Source organism: Erythrobacter epiphyticus, from assembly GCF_034653295.1.
In the GTDB taxonomy this organism is placed as follows: domain Bacteria; phylum Pseudomonadota; class Alphaproteobacteria; order Sphingomonadales; family Sphingomonadaceae; genus Erythrobacter.
Map to the genome: position 1 here is coordinate 624360 of NZ_JAYEEU010000007.1, position 15630 is coordinate 639989.

The window sequence follows — 15630 nt, forward strand, 5'->3', positions numbered from 1 at the left end:
TCCTAGACGTCAAGGTTCGCCACGTTGAGCGCATTGTCCTGGATGAATTCGCGGCGCGGCTCGACCACATCGCCCATCAGACGGGTGAAGATTTCGTCGGTCACATCGGCGTCTTCCACCTTCACCTGCAACAGGGCGCGGTTTTCCGGATCAAGCGTGGTCTCCCACAATTGTTCCGCATTCATTTCGCCAAGGCCCTTGTAGCGCTGGATCGAAAGCCCCTTGCGCCCGGCGGCGAAGATCGCGTCGAGCAGCTGGGTCGGCCGGGTGATCGCGCCGTCGCCGCTGATAAGCGGCGCGGCAGCCGGTTCCTCAGCCTCTCCGGCGAGCGGATCACTGGCCGTCACTGGTTCGGCTTCCGGCTCATCGGCGGGGGCATCGCTGCCGCGCACCAGCCGCACCGGGGCGGCATAGGCTTCGGCCTGTGCAGCGGCGAGGCCGTGGAGCTTGTGCGCTTCGGTGCTGGCGAGGAAGCGCGCCTCGATTTCGTGAACATCGGTGACGCCGCGCCACAGGCGTTCGAACAGCACCACGCCATCCTCGCGCACGCGGGCTGACCATTGCGCCTCGGTGTCGCCCGACTGGAGACGGTGGGCCGCCTTGTCGAGCGCAGCGCTGAGCGCCGCGCCCGCAAGACCGGGCTCCAGCGCACCGGCAAGCGCCATCTGTTCGATGATCGCCGGATCATAACGACGCGGCACAAAGCCGAGCAGGTTCTTGAGCCGCAGCGCGCTTTCCACGATGCTACGCAGATCCTCACCCCAGCGCGGGCCTTCCTGCGTTTCGAGCACGCGGCCATTCAGCCCGGCATCGACGAGATAGCGATCGAGCGCTGCCTGATCCTTGAGATATTGCTCCGAGCGGCCCTTGGCGACCTTGAACAGCGGCGGCTGGGCGATGAACAGGTGCCCGGCCTTGATGATCTCGGGCATCTGGCGATGGAAGAAGGTGAGCAGCAGGGTGCGGATATGCGCGCCGTCCACGTCAGCGTCGGTCATGATGACGATCTTGTGGTAGCGCAGCTTGTCGAGCGTGAATTCATCGCGGATGCCGGTGCCCATCGCCTGGATCAGCGTGCCGACTTCCTTCGAGGAAATGATCCGGTCAAACCGGGCGCGTTCGACGTTGAGGATCTTGCCCTTCAGCGGCAAGATCGCCTGCGTCTTGCGGTCACGCCCCTGCTTGGCCGAGCCGCCTGCGGAATCACCCTCGACGAGGAACAATTCGGACTTGGCGGGATCGCGTTCCTGACAGTCCGCCAGCTTGCCCGGCAGGCTGGCGACGCTCATCGCGCCCTTGCGGCTCATTTCGCGGGCGCGGCGTGCGGCTTCGCGCGCGGCGGCGGCGTCGATGATCTTCTGAATGATCGCGCGGGCATCATTGGGGTTTTCTTCGAGCCACTCGGTCATCTTCTCGCCCATCAGGCTTTCAAGCGGCTGGCGCACTTCGGACGAGACCAGCTTGTCCTTGGTCTGGCTGGAAAACTTGGGGTCGGGCAGCTTGACGCTGACGATGGCGGTGAGGCCTTCGCGCATATCCTCGCCCGACAGGCTGACCTTTTCCTTCTTCAGCATCCCCGAACGCTCGGCATAGTTGTTGAGCGTGCGGGTCAGCGCGGTGCGGAACGCCGAAAGGTGCGTGCCGCCGTCGCGCTGCGGGATGTTGTTGGTGAAGGCGAGGACGTTCTCGTAATAGGAATCATTCCATTCGAGCGCGACATCGATCCCGATCCCGTCCTTCTCGGCGGAAACCGCGATCGGTTCGGCAACCAGCGGCTGCTTGTTGCGATCGAGCCATTTGACGAAAGCGGCAATCCCGCCTTCGTAGAACAGATCATGTTCGATCACGTCCTCGTGGCGCTTGTCGCGCAGCTTGATACGCACGCCCGAATTGAGGAAGGCGAGTTCGCGGTAGCGGTGTTCGAGCTTGTCGAAATCGAAATCGGTGACGTTCTTGAAGGTCTCGTGGCTCGCCTTGAAGGTGACGCGGGTGCCCTTCTTGAAACCATTGGCATCGGCATTGCCATCCACCCGCGGCGCATCGCCCACCACCTTGAGCGGGGCAACCGCATCGCCATGGGCAAAGCGCATCCAATGCTCCTTGCCCTCGCGCCAGATGGTGAGTTCGAGCCATTCGGACAGGGCGTTCACCACCGACACGCCGACACCGTGGAGACCGCCCGAGACCTTGTAGGCGTTATCATCCGAGGTGTTTTCGAACTTCCCGCCCGCGTGGAGCTGGGTCATGATCACTTCGGCGGCCGAGACGCCTTCTTCGGGGTGCATGCCGGTGGGAATACCGCGCCCGTTATCCTCGACCGAGACCGAACCATCGGGGTTCAATTCGATCAGAACCAGATCGCAATGGCCTGCCAGCGCTTCGTCAATCGCGTTGTCGGACACTTCGAACACCATGTGGTGCAGGCCGCTACCATCATCAGTATCGCCGATATACATGCCGGGCCGTTTGCGCACGGCATCGAGGCCCTTGAGAACCTTGATCGAATCGGCGCCATATTCATTGGCGTTGGGCAGCTTGGCGGGGGGCGTATTGGTGTTATCGTCCATGGCCCATCATATAGGCGCTGACGACGGGAAACCCAACTGCGGGAGGCCCCTTGGCAGCGCTTTTCCACGGGTGACGCGGGCGCTTCGTCGATGGCTCTACAAGGCGGGACGAAAATGCACCTTGCCCTGCCACATGGTCGCATCGAACAGCGGCATCATCCCGGCGCGCGTTGCAGCATCGAACTGGGTGACATGGCACTGTGCAGCGGCCGTGGCGGCGGCGAGATCGGCGGGGGTGTAGCCGATGCTTTCGGTCAGCAAGGCGGGGTCGGTCACCGCCCAAGTGGCCATTTCGGGCACTGGCGGCAGGCGGCCTGCGGGGATGCCGACATAGAGCAACTTCGGGCGCTCGGCAGCCGGGCGGGCCTGCACGATCTGGGTGACAAGCGCGCTCACCATCCGGTGATCGCCATGCCCATAGCCGCCATCCGGCCCCCAGGTGAGGATCATGTCGGTCTCGCCCAGCCATTCTGTCAGATCGGCGAGCAACTTTCGCGCAGAACTGCCTTCCCGGTTCACGCCCACGCCGAGCGTCCCATCGCCGCGATTGAGGCTTGCCACTGACGCAGCCCCCAGCGCGTCGGCCGCGCACAAGGCTTCCTTGAGCCGCACCTCGCCGAGCGCTGCACCGGGTGCCAAGTCTGATACGCCCGGCCCGGCATCGCCTTGAGTCGCATAGGCGATTTGCACCCGTGCGCCCTGCCGCGCCAGCGCCGCGAGCGCCGGGGCCATCGGCAATTCATCATCCGGGTGCGCCAGCACGACCGTGACGTTCAAGGGCTGGCCCCGTGCCGGTGCGGCTTCGTCTGCTGCGCCTGCGCCCGCCGCCAGCAGCGCGCCCGCCGCCGCCATGGCTCTTGCTATGGTGCCGATCATGTCATCCCCCCTGCTGAAGCCCGCTTTTCTCGCATGCGGGCACAGCGGATGCCAAATCCTTTTGCGCCGCCGCGCGCTCTGGCTATGCAAAGGGCCATGACCATCGCATCCCACACCGATCCCATCGCCGAACGCCTTGCCGAACCCTTCGGCTCTTTGCCCGACATCCTGATGGCATGGTCGCGCATCAAGGGCGATGATCTCGCTCTCGTTGACGATGCCCGCGAGGTTTACTGGGCCGAGCTGGTGGGACTGGTCGAGCGGCTGGCGGCGCGGCTGGTGGAGACGGGCCTTGAGCGCGGACAATCCGTGGCGATCCTCGGCACCTCCACCGTCGAATATGCGCTGGTGTTCCTCGCGGCGGTGCGCGCCGGGGGCGTGGCCGCGCCGCTCACCACCAGCGCCTCGCCCGAGCAGCTGGCCAGCATGGCGAAAGATTCGGGCGCGATCCACTTGTTCATCGATGCGGCCAAGGCGGCGGAACTGGGGCCGGATTTCATGGCCGACCTGATCCGCGTGCCGCTGGAGAGCATCGACCAGTGGATGGCCCCGCCGGGTAGCCGTGCGCCGGCCTTCGTGCCGGAGCCGAAAGACCCTTTCAACATCATCTATTCCAGCGGCACCACCGGCATCCCCAAGGGCATCGTCCATTCGCACCAGATGCGCTGGCGGCAATTTGCTGCCACGGCGCTTTCGTACCTTGGTGCCCGACTGGAAGTCCGCTCGCTCGCCTCGACCCCGCTTTATTCGAACACCACGATGGTCGCCTTCCTCCCCGTTCTGCTGGTGGGGGGGGCGTGCGGGTGATGGGCAAGTTCGATTGTGCCAAGTGGCTGGCACACGCCGAGGCGGATCGCACGACGATCACCATGCTGGTGCCGGTGCAGTATCAGCGGCTGATGGACTTTGCGGATTTCGACAGCTTTGACCTGTCGGCGCTCATGCTCAAATACTGCACCTCCGCGCCCTTTGCCGCCGATCTGAAGCGGCAGGTGCTGGCGCGGATGCCCGGCGGGTTGATCGAGATCTATTCGATGACGGAAGGCGGCGTCGTCTGCCTGCTCCCCTGCCACGAATTCCCCGACAAGCTCCACACCGTCGGGCGGCCTGCACCGGGGAGCGAGTTGAAGGTGCTCGACGACGAAGACCGCGAAGTGCCGCCCGGCACGGCGGGCAACCTGATCGGGCGCAGCCTGACCATGATGAGCGGTTACAAGAACCGCCCTGACAAGACCAAGGAAGCCCAGTGGATCGACCCTGCGACGGGCGAAGCGTGGATGCGGATGGGCGATATCGGCCGGGTCGATGCCGATGGCTTTGTCGAGCTGGTGGGCCGCGCCAAGGACATGATCATCTCGGGCGGGTTCAATATCTATCCCTCCGACCTCGAAGCCGAACTCATGAAAGAGGCAGGCGTGATCGAGGCGGCGGTGGTTGGCGTGCCGTCACGCGCGTGGGGGGAAACGCCGGTGGGGTTCGTGGTGCTGCGGGAAGGCGCGCGCGATCCGGCGACCATCATGGAGGCGGTGAACGCGCGGCTGGGCAAGACCCAGCGGCTCGCAGCCGTGCACGTGATTGACGAGATGCCGCGCAGCCATATCGGCAAGCTGCTCAAGACCGATCTGCGCGAAGAGGCGGTGCGCCGCGGCGGGATCGATTAACCCGCAAAAGAGCGCGGCCAGCCGGCCACGGGGGCAGCCAGACCGCGCTCTTCTCGGGGGACAATCAGACAATCAGGACGTTGAACGCACCGCTGCTGATCGCGATGGCCATGACGAACGCGATGGCCTTTTCTGTGATCTGACGCATGGGTTTTCTCCTTATGTTTTTGCGTATGGGATCGGCTGGCCCGCCTGGAGAGAGAGGGGAGAGGCGCCGAAGCGCCGGCGAACCAGCCGTCGGGCATATATATGCACGAAGAAACATTATTGTTCCATGAACGAGCAATAAAAATTCTACTTAGTGTAATTGATTTCGTTGCTCGGGGTGCGCAGACCCAAGGAAGGGGGCGTTGCCGGGATTTGCGGATCGCGTGGCCGGGAGAGCTGGAGGCGCGGCCACCATTAGGGGGGAGGGGACGGTGACCGCGCCAAGCTCATGACATCGCGCGTGTTTTCCTTCACACGGCTCCGGCGCAAGGGCCGGGCGATGGTCGCTGCAAAGGCCGCTCTGCCTCGTGGGCCGGGCTGCTTTTGGCGTTGCGATGCAGATGGTGTGCGCTTCCCCGCAACACAAATGCGAAATGCTTCAACTCAGTTGCGTCAAATGCAAGCAAGGCATCGCGCGTTTGTCTGCCGGCGGGCGCAATCGCAGCACGCGGCCAGCAAAAAGGCCGCCGGACTGCACCAGCGGCCTTCGTGCATGATCGGGAGCGGGATGCTCAGTTGGCAGCGATTTCGCGGCCGCGGCGCTGTTCGGCCGCTGCAACGCGTTCGACTTCGGCACGCGCCGAGGCGAGGCCTTCGCTCAGGCACTTTTCATCGCGGCGGGTGCGGTTGAAGGTGTAGCGCGAGATGCCTTCGGTGCTGCACACCTTGCGCAGCTTGGCAGCCACGCGCGCTTCGAGGGCGGCGCGACCGGCTTCGCTGGTCACATCGAGATCGGCGTAGGACACGCGCACGTCGACAATATCTTCCGCTGCCAGAACTGGGCTGGTCAGCGCGGCGAGGGCAATCAGGGGGAGAGAGAAACGCATGGGTGAAGCTCCGTAACAGAGAGGATGACGAAGGGGTGATGCCGTTGCCCGGCATTCGGTTGCTTTTCGAAACTATGGTGCAGCGCACAAGATAATGCTGCAATTGCGAAGGAGTGTTCTGGTTCCAGAAAAAGCAGACTGCGCGGGCCGATTTTTCAGGGCCGCGCACCGCGCTGGCGCAATTCGCGCAAGGCATCGTGCCGCAATGCTGGACAGGGCGCGGTGCGCTCCGTAATTCGCGGCCATGACAGCGCCCGCCCACTCGCCCGCCCGCACTGATTCTGTGCATCCGGAATCCATCCTGATCGTCGATTTCGGGTCGCAAGTGACCCAATTGATCGCGCGCCGCGTGCGCGAGGCCGGGGTCTATTCCGAGATTGCCCCCTTCACCCAGGCCGAAGCGGCGTTCCGGCGGATGCAGCCCAAGGGCATCATCCTGTCAGGCTCGCCCGCCAGCGTGCCCGAGGAAGGCTCACCGCGCGCCCCGCAATCGCTGTTCGAGGCCGGGGTGCCGATCCTTGGCATCTGCTATGGCCAGCAAGTGATGAGCCACCAGCTCGGCGGCGAAGTCCGTCCCGGGCATGAGACCGGTGAAGGCGGCGAATTTGGCCGCGCCTTCCTGACTGTCACCGCCGAATGCGCGCTGTTCGATGGGCTGTGGCAAGTGGGTGAGCGGCATCAGGTCTGGATGAGCCACGGCGACAAGGTCACCCGGTTTGCCCCCGGCTTCGAGATCGTCGCCACCTCGGACGGCGCGCCCTTCGCGGTGATCGCGGATGAGAGCCGCAAGTTCTATGGCACCCAGTTCCACCCCGAGGTGGTCCACACCCCCGACGGCGGCAAGCTGATCGCCAATTTCGTGCGCCATGTCTGCGGCCTCAAGGGCGATTGGACCATGGCCGAATTCCGCAAGACCAAGATCGCGGAGATCCGCGCGCAGGTGGGCGACAAGCGGGTGATCTGCGGGCTTTCGGGCGGGGTCGATTCGGCGGTGGCCGCCGTGCTGATCCACGAGGCGATCGGCGATCAGCTCACCTGTGTCTTCGTCGACCACGGCCTCATGCGCATGAACGAGGCCGAGCAGGTCGTGACCCTGTTCCGCGATCACTACAACATCCCGCTGGTGCACGTGGAGGCGGAAAGCCTGTTCCTCGGCGGCCTTGCCGGGCTCACCGATCCGGAAGCCAAGCGCAAGTTCATCGGCAAGACCTTCATCGATGTGTTCGAGGCCGAAGCGGCCAAGATCGGCGGTGCGGACTTCCTCGCACAAGGCACGCTCTATCCCGATGTCATCGAATCGGTCTCTTTCACCGGCGGGCCGAGCGTGACGATCAAGAGCCACCACAATGTCGGCGGGCTCCCGGAACGCATGAACATGGCGCTGGTCGAACCACTGCGCGAGCTGTTCAAGGACGAGGTGCGCGATCTCGGACGCGAACTCGGCCTGCCCGATGCTTTCGTCGGCCGCCATCCCTTCCCCGGCCCCGGCCTCGCGATCCGCATTCCGGGCGAAGTCACCAAGGAACGCTGCGACATCCTGCGCAAGGCTGACGCGATCTACCTCGAGGAAATCCGCAATGCGGGCCTTTATGATGCGATCTGGCAGGCCTTCGCGGTGCTGCTGCCGGTCAAGACGGTGGGTGTCATGGGCGACGGGCGCACCTATGATTCGGTTTGCGCGCTGCGGGCTGTCACCTCGACCGACGGGATGACAGCGGATGTCTATCCCTTCGATGCCGGTTTCCTCGGGCGGGTTGCCACGCGGATTGTCAACGAAGTGCAGGGCATCAACCGGGTGGTCTATGATTACACCAGCAAGCCGCCCGGCACGATCGAATGGGAATAGGGCACAACGCGCCCCCTTTCCGCGCCTCGCGCGTTTCTGCTAACACCTGTTTGTACCTGTCAACGAGGGCTCTGATCCGTGACTCACTCGCTCCGCCTGATTGCCTGTTCTGCCGCGCTTGGTCTGGCGCTGGTTGCCTGCTCGCCTGCTTCCGAGAGCAACAGCGCCGGTGAGACCGCTGCCGCCCCCGCAACCCCGGCGGCGGAAGGCGAATGGACCATCGACAGCGCCGCCTCGCACCTCGATTATGTCTCGATCAAGGCGGGTGAGGTGGCCGAGGCCAACCGCTTCGAAAAGCTCACCGGCACGGTTGGTGCCGATGGCGCAGCCCGCGTCGAAATCGATCTCGCATCGGTCAACACCGGGGTCGAGATCCGCGACGAACGCATGCGCGAGATCTTCTTCCAGGTTGCCGATTTCCCTTCGGCGACCGTCACCGCGCAGCTTGATCCCCAGCAATTCGCCGCGCTCGAAGTCGGCCAGGTGGTCGTCCAGCCGCTCGCCGCCAAGGTTGCGGTCAAAGGCATGGAAGCCGATGTCGCCGCCGAAGTGCAGGTCGCACGGGTCAGCGATGATCGCGTGATTGCCACCACCACGCGCCCGATCATCATCACCACCGACATGTTCGGTCTGACCGATGAACTGGGCGAATTGCGCGCACTGGCGCAGCTGCCGTCGATCTCGCCGGCTGTCCCGGTGACCTTCACGCTCGCTTTCACACGCTGATTCGCCGGCTGGCGTAGGGATCTGCGGCGCGCGGGGCACGGCCTTGCGCGCCGCATGACGTTACGGCGTGCGCCACCAAGCCTAGGCCTCACCAAAAGCAGGCTTGAAAGCCTCGGCTATCTCGGCTTGTCTCCCGCGCAAACACGCATTCCAACGGGAGAGACCACGCCATGAAGACCGCCATCACCGAAATGTTCGGAATCCAGCACCCCATCATTCAGGGCGGGATGCACTATGTCGGGTTTGCCGAGATGGCGGCGGCGGTCTCGAACGCGGGCGGGCTCGGGATCATTACCGGGCTCACGCAGGGCACGCCCGAAAAGCTCGCCAATGAAATCGCGCGCTGCAAGGACATGACCGACAAGCCGTTCGGGGTGAACCTCACCATCCTGCCGACCTTGACCCCGCCCGATTATCCGGGCCTCGTCAAGGCCGTGATCGACGGGGGTGTGAAGGTGGTTGAGACCGCCGGCCGCAACCCGGTCGATCTGCTGCCCGCGCTGAAGGATGCCGGGATCAAGGTGATCCACAAGTGCACTTCGGTGCGCCACTCGCTCAAGGCGCAGGACATCGGCTGCGATGCGGTGAGCGTCGACGGGTTTGAGTGCGGCGGCCATCCGGGCGAGGATGATGTGCCGAACTTCATCCTGCTGCCGCGCGCGGCGGACGAGCTGGAGATCCCCTTCGTCTCCAGCGGCGGGATGGCTGACGGGCGCAGCCTTGTCGCGAGCCTTGCCATGGGCGCGCAGGGTATGAACATGGGCACCCGCTTCATCGCCACCAAGGAAGCCCCGGTGCATGAAAACGTCAAACAGGCCATCCTTGCGGCGAGCGAGCTCGACACCCGCCTCGTCATGCGCCCGCTGCGCAACACCGAACGCGTGCTCAACAACGCCGCGGTCGAGCGCCTGATCATCAAGGAGAAGGAGCTGGGCGATGCCATCACCATCCAGGACATTTTGTCCGAAGTCGCCGGGGTCTACCCCAAGATCATGATGGAAGGCACAATGGATGCAGGCGCGTGGAGCTGCGGCATGGTCGCCGGGCTGATCCACGACATCCCGACCTGTCAGGAGCTGATCGACCGGATCATGCTGCAGGCGGAGGAGATCATCGCCCGGATGAACGCGATGGCGCGCGCCTGAGCCTAGTTCTGCTTGACGCGGGTGTAGGGGATGAAATCCTCGAACCTGACAGAAGCGCGCGGCACGCCGAGCCCGCGATCGAAGGTTTCCGCAATATCCGTGCGGCAAATCTCGACCCCGCTGGTGGTCTCAAGCCGCTTGATCGAAAGCGCAAAGCGCCGCGCAATGTCCTGCGGGCGGGTGGTGCGCTGGACATAGACCGTATCGCCTTGCCCGAAGACATAGGCGGTGCCATCGATCGTGCGCATGGGCTGGCCTGATCCGAGGCTGCGGATGCAGCGCAGCGGTTGGCCCGCGACACGGCCATCAAGCAGCTTGGCAAGCTCGGCCTCGCCCTTGTTCGGCGCGGCGGGCTGATCATCCGCCAGCGCGGCTGCGCCCAACGCAGGTATCAGCGCCAGCCCCAGCACAGCGCGCCGCATCACCGCGTTTTGCCCTGCGCATCCGCGCGTTTCGCGACGCGGGTGTAGGGAACGAAATCTTCAAAGATGACACCCCCGGTGAAGAAACCCGCGATCGGATCGATGGTTGTCGCGACATCTGCGCGGCACAATTCCCCACCGCTGAAACGCTGGTTGATCAGCGCGTTGCGGCGGTCGATATCCTGCGGGCGGGTGGTGCGCTGGACATAGATGGTGGCGCCATCGCCGAAGACATAGGCGGTGCCATCGATCATCCGCATTCGCAGATTGGGGCGCGAAGGGATACACCGCACCGGCTCGCCCGCGACACGCCCTTCGAGCATTTTGGCGAGCTTGGCTTCGCCTTCGTTTGCAGGCGTGGGGTCATCAGCGCCAAGCGCTGGCAAGGCGGCAATCGTGGCAAGGCCCACCAGCACAGGCTTCCAGACATCACGGGCAAAGCGCAGCATCGGCAACTCCATCGACAGGTGGCGACACCATGCCGCCGCCTCGCTGAACCCGTGCTGACTGGCCTTTTCAGCCGCGTGCCGGGCTGGCGCCGGAAGCGATGTCGGGCAGGCTTGCCTGATCCGCGCCATCCGCCGGGCCACCTTTCAATACGAAGCGTCGGTCACAATAGCCGCAATCGACATAGCCGTGCTCGTCGATTTCGAGATAGATGCGCGGATGGCCCAGCGCCGCCGGGCGGAAGCCCGCGCCGCCACGAATGCCGCTCGCGCCGTCACAGCTGACGCGTCGCGTATCGACCAGCAGAACTTCAGGTGGTGCAAGTGTCATGGGTATCAGCCGATAATCGCACACGGGCAAGAGCGCAATTCTCTTTGCACCCGTGCAGCGGCTCACCTAATGCGGGGCCGCCATGTCGACAGAGCCTGCCATTCGTATCGCCAACCTCACCAAACGCTATGCCGCGCCCAAAGGCGCGAAAGGCGCGGATGCGGCGGGCAAGCTCGCGCTCGACGGGGTGAGTTTCGATGTGCCGCAGGGTGCGATCTTCGGCCTGCTCGGCCCCAATGGCGCGGGCAAGTCGACGCTGATCAACACGCTCGCCGGGCTCGTCAACAAGACGTCGGGCAGTGTCGAGATCTGGGGCTTTGATATTGATCGCGACCGCCGCAATGCCAGCCGCGCCATCGGGATCGTGCCCCAGGAAATCGTGTTCGATCCGTTCTTCTCGCCCTTCGAGGTGCTGGAGAATCAGGGCGGCTTCTACGGCATCCCCGCGGGCCAGCGCCGCAGTGAGGAATTGCTGGCGGCGGTGCATTTGTCGGACAAGCGCAACGCCTATGCCCGCGCGCTTTCGGGCGGGATGAAGCGGCGCCTGCTGATTGCCAAGGCGATGGTGCACTCCCCGCCGATTCTCGTGCTGGACGAGCCGACCGCCGGGGTCGATGTCGAACTGCGCCGCCAATTGTGGGAGCTGGTGACAGAGCTGAACCGCGAAGGTGTCACCGTGGTGCTCACCACCCACTATCTCGAGGAAGCCGAGGAATTGTGCGACACCATTGCCATCATCAACCATGGCAAGCTGATCGCCAACAAGCCGACCCGCGAGCTGGTGGCGATGGCGCGCGAGAAGATCGTGCGGCTCGAAGTGGCCGATGATATCGCCGCACTGCCGCAAGCCGAGGTCTTCGCGGGCTGCGAGCTGATCAATCCGCGCACGCTTGAGATCACCTATGATCGCGATCGGGCCAGTGCCGGGCAAGTGCTCGCGCTGGTGCAGCAGGCGGGGCACACCATCCTCGATGTCACCACCCGCGAGCCTGATCTTGAAGATGTCTTCGTCCAACTGACCAGCGCCGCCGCCTGATCGCGCTTGCTCGCCGTGGCAAGGCGAGGCATGGCTTGGCCCATGAGCCAGAACAACCCCTCGTCCTCTGCTGCGGCCACGCCGGGCCACGCCGCGCCGCATGATGTCATCATCATCGGATCGGGTGCCGCCGGGCTGACTGCCGCGCTCGCGCTGGCCCAGCACAAGCGCGTGCTGGTGCTGGCCAAGGGAACGCTGACCGGCGGATCGACGGCGTGGGCACAGGGCGGGATCGCTGCCGTGCTCGATGCCGGCGACACCTTTGAAGATCACATCCGCGACACCATGGTGGCGGGCGCGGGCCTCAATGATCTGGCGGCGGTGCAATTCGTGATCGAGCGCGCGCCCAAGGCGATCGATCGGCTGTGCGAGCTTGGCGTGCCGTTCAACCGCGAAGCCCACGCCTTGCATCTGACGCGCGAGGGCGGCCATTCGCACCGGCGGATTGTCCATGTCGATGATGCGACCGGCTGGGCCGTCCAATCGGCGCTGCTGGCCGCGGCCGAAGCGCATCCCAACATCACCCTGCTCGCCGGGCGCACCTGCATCGATCTGATCACCGATCGCCACCGTGAGCAGTTCTCCGCTGCCGGGCGCGCCTGGGGCGTTTATGCGCTCAACGAGGAAACCGGGCGGGTGGAACGCCATGTTGCCCGCGCCACCATTCTGGCGACCGGCGGGGCGGGCCGCGTCTACCAGTTCTCCACCGCGCCGCGCGGCGCAACCGGCGATGGCATTGCGATGGCGTGGCGCGCGGGGGCGCGGGTCTCCAACATGGAGATGATGCAGTTCCACCCGACCTGCCTTTACAATCTCGATGTGAAGAACTTTCTCATCACCGAAGCCGTGCGCGGCGAAGGCGGACGGCTGATCAACCCGCGCACCGGGCAGCGCTTCATGCGGCTCTATGATCCCGAACGGCTCGAACTGGCGCCGCGCGATGTCGTTGCCCGCGCGATCGATGCCGAGATCAAACGCCACGGGCTCGATTACGTCCATCTCGATATCAGCCACCAGCCGGCAGACTTCGTGCGTAGCCATTTCCCGACGATCCACGAAAAGCTGCTGGGGCTTGGCATCGACATGACCGTGCAGCCGATCCCGGTGGTGCCCGCGCAGCATTACACCTGCGGCGGGGTGGTCGTCGGTCTCGATGCGCGCACCGATATTCCGGGGCTGTGGGCGGCGGGCGAATGCACCGAAAGCGGCCTCCACGGCGCGAACCGCCTCGCGTCCAACAGCTTGCTCGAATGCTTCGTCTTCGGCGAGGCCGCGGCCGAGGATATTCTCGCCCGCTGGGACGAACTGGCCGAACCGCCGGTGATCCTGCCGTGGGATGAAAGCCGCGTCACGGATTCGGATGAAGAGGTGGTGATCAAGCAGAACTGGACCGAAATCCGCCGCTTCATGTGGAATTATGTCGGCATCGTGCGCACCACCAAACGGCTGGAGCGCGCCCACCATCGCATCCAGCTTCTGAAGCGCGAGGTCGAGGATTACTATGGATCCTTCCGCGTCACCACCGACCTGATCGAGTTGCGGAACCTGTTGCAATCTGCTGAGTTGATTGTGAAATCAGCCCTGCAACGCAAGGAAAGCCGCGGTTTGCACTACACGCTTGATTATCCCGATCTGATCGATCCTCCGCGCGACACGGTGCTGGTACCGTGAAGGCCGCGCTCGGCTTGGCGGCCGCTGCGCTGGCGGCGGCTGCGCCGCTCGCCGCGCAGGATGATCCCGCGCCTGCCTCGACCAACGCCATCGTCGTCAATGCCAAGCGCTCCGGCGCACCGATGTGGACCATCGAGACGCCCACCGGCATCGTCATTCTCGTGGGCGAGATGCGCAATGTCCCCAAATCGACCCCGTGGCAGCCCGAGCGGCTGGAAGAAGCCACCGCCGAGGCGAACCGGGTGATCCTTGGCGTGAAGCCCAAGATCTCGCCCGGCGATATCTTCCGGCTGATCTTCAAGGGCGGGCAATTCACCAAGCTGCCCGACAAGACCGTGGCAAGCGACTATCTCACGCCCGAACAATATGCGCGCCTCTCCGCGCTCGAAGCCGAGTATGACGCTGATTTCGCGCGCAAGAGCTTCCTGATGACGGCGTTTGATTTCCTGACCAAGCGGCTGCGCTTCAACAAGGATACCGTCGATGATGCGGGTGATGTCGTAAAGAAGGCCGCCAACCGCGCCAATGTGCCGACAAGCCGTGCAGGCGCGATCCGCGGCAAGGACATGCTCGACAGCCTCGCCATGGCCGAACCGGCCGATCACATCCCCTGCCTTGAGGCCGCGATGACAGCGGCGGAAATCGGCCCCGAACTGGTCGAGAAGCGCGGTGCCGATTGGCGCGCATTCCGCATTCCCGAGGTGATGAACAACCCGCTTGAAATCGCCCTGTCGCGCTGCTGGCCGTGGGCTGATCCCGACGTGGGGAACGAGCTTCGCACCATCTGGGTCGAACAGATCACCGCTGCGTCCACGGCCGACGGGGTGACGCTGGCGGTGGTGCCGCTGCGGGTGCTGGCGGAAGATGGCGGCGTGCTCGATCAGCTCGAGGCGCAAGGCCTGCCGATTGGCGGCCCTGTCTGGCGCAAGTGATAGACGCGCGTTAGTCTCTCCCGACAACAGGGGAGAGACACTGCCATGCCGACTGCCACCGCCAACGGAATTCCGATCCATTACGAAGATCACGGCGATCCCGCAGCCCCGGCGATCCTGCTGATCATGGGATTTGGCGCGCAGTTGACCTTGTGGCCGATCGAGCTGGTCGATGCGCTGACCGCTCAAGGCTTCCGGGTGATCCGCTTCGATAACCGCGATATTGGCCTGTCGCACAAGCTCGACGGGGTCAAAGCGCCCGGCCCGGTCAAGCTGACTCTGGTGCGCAAGCTCGGGATGACCCCGCGTGTGCCCTACACGCTTTCCGATATGGCCGATGATGCGGCGGGGCTGCTTGATGCGCTCGGGATCGCGAGCGCGCATGTTGTGGGGGCGAGCATGGGCGGGATGATCGCGCAGCGCTTTGCCCATCGCCATCGGGCGCGCACGCGCTCGCTTATCAGCATCTTCTCGACCACTGGCAATCCCAAGCTGCCGCCCGCGCGCAAGGAAGCGATGGAGGTGCTGATCAAGCGGCCCGAGAGTTTGGAGGAAGCGGCGCTGGTGGCGCATGGCATGAAGCTCGCCCGCACCATCGGTTCGCCCGGCTTCCCGACTGACGAGGAACGCCTGCGCGCCAATGTCACCGCTGCGGTGCGCCGTTCGGTCTATCCGCAAGGGCCGACCCGCCAGCTCGCCGCGATCATTGCCGATGGGGACCGGCGCCGCATCCTGCAAAGCCTCGATGTGCCGACGCTGGTGCTGCATGGCGAGGATGATCCGCTGATCCCGGTCGCCGCCGGGCATGATACCGCCGCGCATATCCGCGGCGCGCGGCTGCGCACGATTCCCGGCTGGGGGCATGATCTTCCGCTTGCGCTGATCGATGATCTGGCGGGAGAGATCGGCGGCCACGCCCGCAGCGTCTGACCGCGCG

General features: G+C 64.7%; 14 protein-coding genes and 1 pseudogene. 9 read left to right on the forward strand and 6 right to left on the reverse strand.

What is annotated here, in order from left to right; genetic code table 11:
• Positions 1–2: 2 nt before the first annotated feature.
• Together gyrB and SOQ14_RS08545 are read right to left on the reverse strand one after the other, a co-directional pair.
• On the reverse strand, positions 3–2567 hold the full coding sequence (gene gyrB, locus SOQ14_RS08540; protein ID WP_322897649.1) for a DNA topoisomerase (ATP-hydrolyzing) subunit B: 2565 nt from the start codon (positions 2565–2567) through the stop codon (positions 3–5).
• 96 nt (positions 2568–2663) lie between these two features.
• On the reverse strand, positions 2664–3443 hold the full coding sequence (locus SOQ14_RS08545) for a PIG-L family deacetylase (protein WP_322897650.1): 780 nt from the start codon (positions 3441–3443) through the stop codon (positions 2664–2666).
• A gap of 171 nt (positions 3444–3614) precedes the next feature.
• Between SOQ14_RS08545 and SOQ14_RS08550 the strand changes: the two are divergent.
• Together SOQ14_RS08550 and SOQ14_RS08555 are read left to right on the forward strand one after the other, a co-directional pair.
• Positions 3615–4597 (forward strand): annotated as a pseudogene (locus SOQ14_RS08550) (class I adenylate-forming enzyme family protein); the annotation flags it as partial.
• A gap of 246 nt (positions 4598–4843) precedes the next feature.
• Complete coding sequence (locus SOQ14_RS08555; protein WP_322897871.1) at positions 4844–5104, forward strand: AMP-binding enzyme; 261 nt, start codon at positions 4844–4846, stop codon at positions 5102–5104.
• Positions 5105–5823: 719 nt separating this feature from the next.
• Here the strand turns inward: SOQ14_RS08555 and SOQ14_RS08560 are convergent.
• A complete protein-coding gene (locus tag SOQ14_RS08560) occupies positions 5824–6138 on the reverse strand; it encodes a UrcA family protein (protein ID WP_322897651.1) in 315 nt (104 codons plus the stop codon).
• Between the two features lie 244 nt (positions 6139–6382).
• Here SOQ14_RS08560 and guaA point away from each other — a divergent pair, with 244 nt between their 5' ends.
• From guaA to SOQ14_RS08575, 3 genes are all read left to right on the forward strand, one after another.
• On the forward strand, positions 6383–7984 hold the full coding sequence (gene guaA / locus SOQ14_RS08565) for a glutamine-hydrolyzing GMP synthase (RefSeq protein WP_322897652.1): 1602 nt from the start codon (positions 6383–6385) through the stop codon (positions 7982–7984).
• Between the two features lie 78 nt (positions 7985–8062).
• Positions 8063–8710, forward strand: coding sequence for a YceI family protein (locus SOQ14_RS08570; RefSeq protein ID WP_322897653.1), 648 nt, complete (start codon positions 8063–8065; stop codon positions 8708–8710).
• Between the two features lie 170 nt (positions 8711–8880).
• A complete protein-coding gene (locus SOQ14_RS08575) occupies positions 8881–9855 on the forward strand; it encodes an NAD(P)H-dependent flavin oxidoreductase (RefSeq protein WP_322897654.1) in 975 nt (324 codons plus the stop codon).
• A 2-nt stretch (positions 9856–9857) separates the two neighbouring features.
• Here SOQ14_RS08575 and SOQ14_RS08580 read toward each other — a convergent pair whose 3' ends face one another.
• The 3 genes from SOQ14_RS08580 to SOQ14_RS08590 form a co-directional block, all read right to left on the reverse strand.
• Positions 9858–10277, reverse strand: a complete 420-nt coding sequence (locus SOQ14_RS08580) for a hypothetical protein (protein ID WP_322897655.1) — start codon at positions 10275–10277, stop codon at positions 9858–9860.
• On the reverse strand, positions 10277–10726 hold the full coding sequence (locus tag SOQ14_RS08585; RefSeq protein ID WP_322897656.1) for a hypothetical protein: 450 nt from the start codon (positions 10724–10726) through the stop codon (positions 10277–10279). The genes SOQ14_RS08580 and SOQ14_RS08585 overlap by 1 nt, the downstream gene beginning before the upstream one ends.
• 67 nt (positions 10727–10793) lie before the next feature.
• Positions 10794–11054, reverse strand: a complete 261-nt coding sequence (locus SOQ14_RS08590) for a zinc-finger domain-containing protein (protein WP_322897657.1) — start codon at positions 11052–11054, stop codon at positions 10794–10796.
• 82 nt (positions 11055–11136) lie between these two features.
• On the opposite strand from SOQ14_RS08590, the gene SOQ14_RS08595 reads away from it, so the two are divergent.
• The 4 genes from SOQ14_RS08595 to SOQ14_RS08610 are packed head-to-tail and all read left to right on the forward strand — an operon-like array spanning position 11137 to position 15623.
• Positions 11137–12090, forward strand: a complete 954-nt coding sequence (locus tag SOQ14_RS08595; RefSeq protein WP_322897658.1) for an ABC transporter ATP-binding protein — start codon at positions 11137–11139, stop codon at positions 12088–12090.
• A 42-nt stretch (positions 12091–12132) separates the two neighbouring features.
• Entirely contained in the window at positions 12133–13761 is a 1629-nt protein-coding gene (gene nadB, locus SOQ14_RS08600; protein WP_322897659.1) for an L-aspartate oxidase, read from the forward strand.
• Complete coding sequence (locus SOQ14_RS08605; RefSeq protein WP_322897660.1) at positions 13758–14693, forward strand: TraB/GumN family protein; 936 nt, start codon at positions 13758–13760, stop codon at positions 14691–14693. The genes nadB and SOQ14_RS08605 overlap by 4 nt, the downstream gene beginning before the upstream one ends.
• A gap of 45 nt (positions 14694–14738) precedes the next feature.
• The gene (locus SOQ14_RS08610; RefSeq protein WP_322897661.1) at positions 14739–15623 is read left to right on the forward strand and encodes an alpha/beta fold hydrolase; all 885 of its coding nucleotides are present in this window, start codon (positions 14739–14741) and stop codon (positions 15621–15623) included.
• Positions 15624–15630: the final 7 nt, after the last annotated feature.